6 protein-coding genes are annotated in these 7,112 nt (G+C 50.8%); all 6 read right to left on the bottom strand.

What is annotated here, in order from left to right; all coding sequences use genetic code 11:
- Positions 1–259, bottom strand: a 259-nt coding sequence (locus HMPREF1546_RS19675) for a tyrosine-type recombinase/integrase (RefSeq protein WP_021751957.1), incomplete at its 3' end; no start/stop codon positions are given.
- Positions 260–328: 69 nt separating this feature from the next.
- Positions 329–883 carry a tyrosine recombinase XerC gene (gene xerC, locus HMPREF1546_RS19670; RefSeq protein WP_051320018.1) on the bottom strand — a complete coding sequence of 185 codons (555 nt, stop codon included), beginning with the start codon at positions 881–883 and terminating at the stop codon, positions 329–331.
- A 1,317-nt stretch (positions 884–2,200) separates the two neighbouring features.
- The gene (locus tag HMPREF1546_RS11435; protein ID WP_021749586.1) at positions 2,201–3,799 is read right to left on the bottom strand and encodes a solute:sodium symporter family transporter; all 1,599 of its coding nucleotides are present in this window, start codon (positions 3,797–3,799) and stop codon (positions 2,201–2,203) included.
- Positions 3,800–3,869: 70 nt separating this feature from the next.
- Positions 3,870–4,868 carry a Gfo/Idh/MocA family oxidoreductase gene (locus HMPREF1546_RS11430; protein ID WP_021749585.1) on the bottom strand — a complete coding sequence of 333 codons (999 nt, stop codon included), beginning with the start codon at positions 4,866–4,868 and terminating at the stop codon, positions 3,870–3,872.
- Positions 4,869–4,960: 92 nt separating this feature from the next.
- The gene (locus tag HMPREF1546_RS11425; protein WP_021749584.1) at positions 4,961–5,713 is read right to left on the bottom strand and encodes an SDR family NAD(P)-dependent oxidoreductase; all 753 of its coding nucleotides are present in this window, start codon (positions 5,711–5,713) and stop codon (positions 4,961–4,963) included.
- A 62-nt stretch (positions 5,714–5,775) separates the two neighbouring features.
- Positions 5,776–7,014 carry a Xaa-Pro peptidase family protein gene (locus HMPREF1546_RS11420; RefSeq protein ID WP_021749583.1) on the bottom strand — a complete coding sequence of 413 codons (1,239 nt, stop codon included), beginning with the start codon at positions 7,012–7,014 and terminating at the stop codon, positions 5,776–5,778.
- Between the last annotated feature and the right edge of the window lie 98 nt (positions 7,015–7,112).

The raw sequence follows: 7,112 nt of genomic DNA, 5'->3' as shown, positions 1-7,112 counted from the left end.
TGAAGCCTGCGCTGAAATGTCCCAGCATCCCGGACACCGTCTTAATGTCCACCCCATTCTGAAGTGCCAGCATAGCGAACGTGTGCCGGAGGTCGTGGAATCGAACTCTGGGCAACCCCGCCCGCTTCAGCACCGGGTGGAGTATATGCAGGACGCTATCCGGTAAGATTAGACTGTCAGTAGGTAAGGGAAACACCCAGGGACTGCTGCCAATTTCTTTTTTCTGTTGTTTCAGAACCCGGATGATGTCCTCTGACACCGGAAGCGTCCGGTAGGCCTTCTTGGTTTTCAGGGAGGCATCTACGATTTTTCTGCTGATCCGGGCGATCTACTGTTTCATCCAAAGGTTTCCGTGTTCGAAATCGATGCCTTCCCATTTCGGGCCAAGCAATTCGCCTCTTCTCAATCTTGCTGCCAGCTCCACATAGTACATCTCGAATATCCTACTGTTTCTGGCATCTCTAAGGAAGGATGCCAGCTGTTCAATGGGCAGCGTTTTCATCTCCTTGCGTTTCAGCTTCGGCAGGGCACAGCCCTCTGTAGGGTCTGCTGCAATCAGCCGTTGCTCTTTGGCCAGTTTCATAGCCGAGGCAATGATCTGGCAGATGTTCCGCACCGTCTTAGGACTCAAACCCTTTGCCTGATTTTTGCTCTCGACCCTGTCAATTCTCCCGCTGGTCAGCAGCTTCTTGTAGAATTTCTGTAACTCCAGAGAAGTGAGCTTTTCCAGTGAAATCTCCCCGATGTTTGGCTTGATGTGGTTATCGATGTACCTCCGGCAGGTCTGGTGAGAGGATGGTCTCGCTTTGATCTTTGAGTAGTTCTCGAACCACTTGTCCATCCAAGTACCCGCTGTGTATTTCACGATGTTGGTAACGTCCAAGCTCTTGGTTTCCTAGATGGCCGCCTTTAGCTTGGCCTTTGTCTCTGCCTGGGTCCGGCCGAGGACGTTTTTGTAGATCACCTTTCCGGTCTCCAGATCGTGCCCAGCGGTGTAACGCCCTTCCCACCGGCCATCTTTTCCTGATATTACCTTCACCGTTGGCTCGCTTCTTTGCCATGGCATCCGCCTCCCTTTCAACGACACACAATACCACAGAAAAAGAAACAGCCAGGGCTTACAGCTACTGTTATCAGAAATTTAAGAAAGAGCTGCCAGCGGCAGCTCTTTCTCTTTGTATACCATATCAATCTTTGACGTGGGGACGCCCTGTTTTCACCCACTCTGTGGCTTGCTTTTCTTCCGCGTCTTCGAAAGAATAGGGCTCCAGTCCCCCAGCAATCCCCATGCCCAGCTGAAACCCGGCGATAAAGGTACCAGGGAGGTCTCCACCCGCAGTTCGTTCTCCCGATCCGCCAGCTGTAACAGAATTTCCTGGTCTTGCTCCCTAATCTTCCTTTGATTTTTCTGCAGGTGTGTTCCAGTGCCGCCCGGGTACTCCAAAGCTCCGGCTCCCGGTAGAACCGTGTGTGCAGGGCTCTTATGTAGCTGCGCCGCTTCCTATCAGCGACACACCATATCATGACGCTGGCTCAATAGCCGGGGGATACGTCATCTATTACCAGAAAAGCAACAACTTGGTTGTCCGGTCGGAATCCGTAGCGTTGCTTTCGGTTCCGCAATTCCTGATGGGACGTCCCTGCCGGAAGCGTGGGGCATAGCTCTAGGAAGCTGTGTGCATCCCAGCGGTGACCCATACTTTTTGCTCGTGCTTTCGGCCACCTGAAAAACTCCCGCAACCGCCCGTGCTGCGGGCAGTTGTAATCTGGCCAGAGGACGCCCGTGCCTATGGCCTTTATCCTACGGCACTGGCCGATCCATGCAGCGTGGGGCCGCACCTTTATGCACATTTATTGAATATAAACTTATTCAAATAAGTGCATTTTTAATCCTTGATAAATCCATAGCCGAATGCCTTTTCTTTCGTTCTCCTCAAATTCCTGAAATAAGGTCCAAACTGCCCCCAAAAGGGCGGACGCGGGAAGATGCTGTTGCGTGCCCTCTGATGAAAGAGGGCACACAGCGGCTCACAAAGCCAAACGGGGGAGCGTCTCACCGCCCTGGGGCCTTTGACTGCTCAAAGTGGGACCGGCTTCTGATGTATAAAATTATATGGCCCTGTGCTGAAAACACAGGGCCATATAATTTTCGGAAATATCTCCAATTAGGAGATAAAATGAAAGTAAAATTTAGCACAAATTATATCTTTGCTAAACACAGCGGAGAGAAAACAAAGTACATGCCCAGCAGTGCTAAAATCGACAAAACAGCAACTAATTTGCCGTATTTCCAGGGGGTCATATCAACCTGTGCTTTTTCTTGAATCTCAATCAGTTCTGTTCGGGGGTGCCGCTTGGTGATAACATACATCACCAACACATCAAACGGGAAGAGAATCGCAAAGAAATAGAGGTAATGGACCTGTGGCAGCAATAGCGTCGCCAGCCAGTACAGGGGGATATGTACGCAGAACGCAGCCTTTGCGGCCAGCGGTGTAACCTTGCGGGAATAAATCGCATACAGAACAACCGCCAGTGTAGGAGCATTGAACGTGCCAAAAAATCTTTGCAGAAAATCGTACAGGCCGGAAGGCGCATACATGATGAACGGTGCAATGCCTATGGAAATGATTGCAATGATCACACCGCTGATTCGGCCTACACGGACCAGCCCTTTGTCGCTGAGCTTCTTTTTGAAAATGCTTTCATGAAACTCTAGAGAGTACAACGTTACACAGGAGTTCAGTGTACCGGCATAGGAACTCAGGATTGCGCCAACAATAGCGGCTCCGACAAAGCCCAGCAGGGGGGCAGGTAGGACTTCTGCAACCACCATAGGATACGCCATATCAGCCACTTCGATCGTATCGCCAAAGATCGCATAGGCAAACAGTCCTGTAGAGCAGAGGATCAGAGGACAGAACACCTTAATCAGGCCGAACAACAGGGCGCCCTTCTGGGCTTCTGCCAGGCTTTTTCCTCCCAGAGCCCGCTGTACAAGGGATTGATTACATCCAAAATAGTACAGCATGTTAAACACCATGCCAGTAAACAAAATCGGCCAGGGGACCTCGGGCGCAGTAGCGGTTGCTGAGTTGATTGCGGTAAATTTCTCAGCCGGGACCCTGGACAGAAGGGCTTGGAAGCCATCTAAAAAGTTGCCGTTTCCCAAGAAGATTAAGGCAAAAATCGGCACGGCGCAGCCACCGATCGCGAAGAGGATGCCATAAATGGTATCCGCAGAGGCAGAGGCTTTAACACCGCCAACAATGGTATAAAAAGCCCCTACCAAACCCAAGATAAACGTGACCAGTGCAACCGCAGTGAAATGACTGATATTCAGGATCTCGCCGACATTGAACATCTGTTCAAAAACCAGCGCGCCGGAATAAAGTACGGTCGGCAGGAATGTCAGCAAATATGTGGCAAGCAGCAAAAAAGCAACCAGCTTTTTGACGCCTGCATCATATCTGGTCTCTAAAAACTCTGGGACAGTCATAACACCCTGCCGGAAATAGTGGGGCAGGAAGATAAATGCTAAGCCGATTGCGCCGATACAAGCAGGAGCTTCCCAGGCCATTGGACCCATGTTGGAGGAATAGACCTGTCCGCTCAGGCCTACCAGTTGCTCAGTAGAGAGGTTTGTCAGCAGAATTGTGGCACAAATTACGCCGCCTGTCAGAGATCTGCCTGCCAGAAAGTATCCGTCACTGCCGCTGACATTGATCTGTCTGGTTTTATAGACCACATAGACAAAGACGACCAGCAAGCATATAGCCATACTGATAGCAGTAAACATCGCTGATATTTCGCCTACCTTTTTATATTATGCGTAGTATCAGTGAGTTCTCTGTGGTTTACTCTGTTTTTCAATAAGTTAGTTGTACTGGTTTATCTGTGCGGTAAGATTCGGTGGCAGCCAGGGCCAGTTTGATACCGACCAGCCCGTCATAGGCGTCTACGGGAGAGGGGTTGCCTGCCCGGACGCAGTCAACAAATGCCTGCAATTCGCCTTCATAGGCATCCTTAAAGCGTTCCAGAACCCAGTCAGACATATCTGTGGTGCGGCTGCGGTCTCCGATCATTGTCACATTGGTCAGGCGGTCCTGCCCAACCAGAATGGTCTTCTCCTTACCAACGACCTCTGTACGGCATTCATAAACATTATTGCCATTGCGGCAGACCTCGATCATTCCCAGAGCACCATTTTCGAACTTCAGCAGCATCTGGCCATGATCCACATCGTTCAATTCATTGAGGAAGTCGTATTTCAGTACACTGCCGCGAGAATAGATTTCCGTGATCTCGCAGCCCATCATCCAGCGGACGATGTCCAAATCATGTACACCCATATCCACAAACAGACCGCCGCTCTGCGGGACATAGTTGGGGGGAGGTCCTTTGGGATCTCTGCAGCAGTCATGGACATAGATGGGCTTACCGCATTCGCCACTTTCGATCATCTTTTTTCCGGCCATGTAAGCAGGGTCGTACCGGCGCATATAGCCGATCATGACAAAGGCGTTGTATCGTTCAACTTCTTTTAAGATCTTCTCCGCCTCGTCAAGCTCAAAGGTAATGGGCTTTTCACAGAAGATCGGCTTTCCGCTGGGAATTGCCGCCATCAATACCTCATAGTGAGTCTGGGTCGGCGTTGCAATGACAATGGCTTCCACTTCAGGGTCATTGATCAGATCACGGTAGTCTGCATAACCTTTTACTCCGAAATCCGTTTCACCCCGTTTTAAAGCATCTGGGAAAGCATCTGCAACTGCTACCAATTCCGCGCCAAATGTCCGAGTCACGTTTTTGGTATGATGGTAACCCAGGCGTCCGAGCCCGATGGTGCCAATTTTCAGATTTGCCATGACAGCAACTCCTCCTTATTAGTCCCGGGCATTTGTTAAAACAAATGCCCGGGAATTTCAAAGTTCAAAAACACGCCAAACGATGATGCCAATTACTTTGCGGTCCAGCCACCGTCAACCATCAGAATGTGACCGCAGATAAAGCTGGCATCATCAGAGGCCAGAAAGACGGCGGGGCCGGCAATGTCATCCGGAGTAGAGATCCGGCCAATGGGATGGCCGTCAATGCAGTCCTGAAGGAATTTACCCTCCAGCGGAGAATTGATGTCGATAAACAGGGGTGTATCTACAACACTGGGGCAGATCGCGTTTACATTGATGCCGAAAGGCGCCAGCTCGACACCCAGCTCACGCGTCATATTGACCACACCGCCCTTGGCGGCGCAATAGATGGATTGATCCACAAAGGCAACGCAGCCGGAAATGGAGGCGATATTGATAATCTTGCCGCTTTTGTTGGCTTTCATAGTGGGTGCTACACCTTTGATCATCAGCCAGGTGCCCTTCAGAGTGACATTGTTCACGTAATCCCAGTCTGCCTCAGTAGCATCTGTGATAGATGCCATCTTGGACAAACCTGCGGAGTTGACAAGAATATCAATGGTGCCATAAGTATCCAAGACCTGCCGAACAGCGGCTTCAATACTGGCCTGCTTAGAAATATCGCACTGAATAGCCATAGCGTCGCCGCCATTGGATTTGATGTGGTTCACGGTCTCCGCGGCAGGGTTGCGGTCCAGGCAGATAACCTTTGCGCCTTCCTTACCAAATCTGGCAGCAATACCAGCGCCGATACCTCTTGCAGAGCCGGTTACGATTGCAACTTTTCCCTGAATGCTTGCCATAAAAGATCCTCCTTAAATATCACATATCAGCACACCCGTGCCAGAGCTACACAAGAAAGACTTTACAGAATAGGGCAGGCCAGAAGCTTATCTTTGGGGAACTTGGAGATTACCAGAGGGCCGTCTTTGGTGATGACCACCTCGTCTTCGATGCGGGCGCCCACATGCCCCTCGCCATCATAGGTCTCCACAGCGATGACCATGCCTTCCTGCAGCTCCACAGGATGCTCCAGAGAGAAGCTACGCTCGATCATGGGCCGCTCCCACAGGCATACGCCCAATCCATGGCCAAATGCCAAGCCAAATGCCTCACCTTCATTTTTAAAGCCCCAGTGCTTGAAATCAGGCCATGCATTCACGATATCTGCTGTGGTGTTGCCTACCCGACATTTATCAATTCCGGCCAGCAACATCTGATAGGCACTGTCATACACTCGCTTTGCCTGGTCAGAGGGTTCACCGCAGCACAACGTCCTGTAATAACAGGTGTGGTAGCCATTGAACAATGTGCAGAGATCCGCAAATACCATATCGCCAGGCTGGATCACACGATCAGAGGACAGATGCGGGTGGGGATGTGCCCGGGTGCCAGAGGTCATCTGGATATTATGTATCCACTGTGATCCCTGCCGATGCAGCTCTGCGGCGGCTACTGCCTGCAACTCATTCTCCTTCACGCCGGGATGCAGCGCACGGGCCATTTGATAGAAAGCTGCGTCCACACTGGCGGCAGCCTGCATCATGATCTGGATCTCGTCCTCGTTTTTGATCTCACGGGCGGCACACATGATTTCTTCGCCATCGCCCAGCTTATAACCTCGCTTCGTCAGTTCCGCCATCAACTGGCCGTCGATCTTGTCTACACCGATGGGGGCCTTTGGATCCAGATGATTTTCCTCCATCACCATTCGGAGATCCGCCTCAAATTTATCCAGATGTCCGCCATCCATGCCCCAGCTGGCAGGCAGAGCGCCAAACATTGTTGTATGAGCGGGATAGGCCCGATTTTTAATCCAAGAGCAGTTAATCCGCTCATTGGCGACCTCGGAGCCGAATCCAAAAATATAAGGTTTGCCGCCGCGGGGGACAATGGCATACCTTCCCATATTATCGACTTCTGGAGAGGCTACCGCCGTGGATGTTGCATACCGTTTGTTCTCTGTGGCAAACAGAATCAGGCAGGAAAAGTCAGACTTTTCCAGGAGCTTCTGAATCCGTCCCTCGCGGTACTCCCGCATTCGTGTAAAGTCAATCCGGTCTTCATAATCGACCTGCATCGTCCCCTTGGTGCCGTATACCATTTTGATTCCTCCCTGCGCATATATCGCTTTAATTTACTTGGTTCTTTTGGTATACCAAGAATACCATTCGGCTTATGAATTTGTCAATATACTTAATG

Origin of the sequence: Oscillibacter sp. KLE 1745 (assembly GCF_000469445.2) — a bacterium.
Taxonomy (GTDB): domain Bacteria; phylum Bacillota; class Clostridia; order Oscillospirales; family Oscillospiraceae; genus Oscillibacter; species Oscillibacter welbionis.
This window is presented reverse-complemented; position numbering and strand designations above follow the sequence as displayed.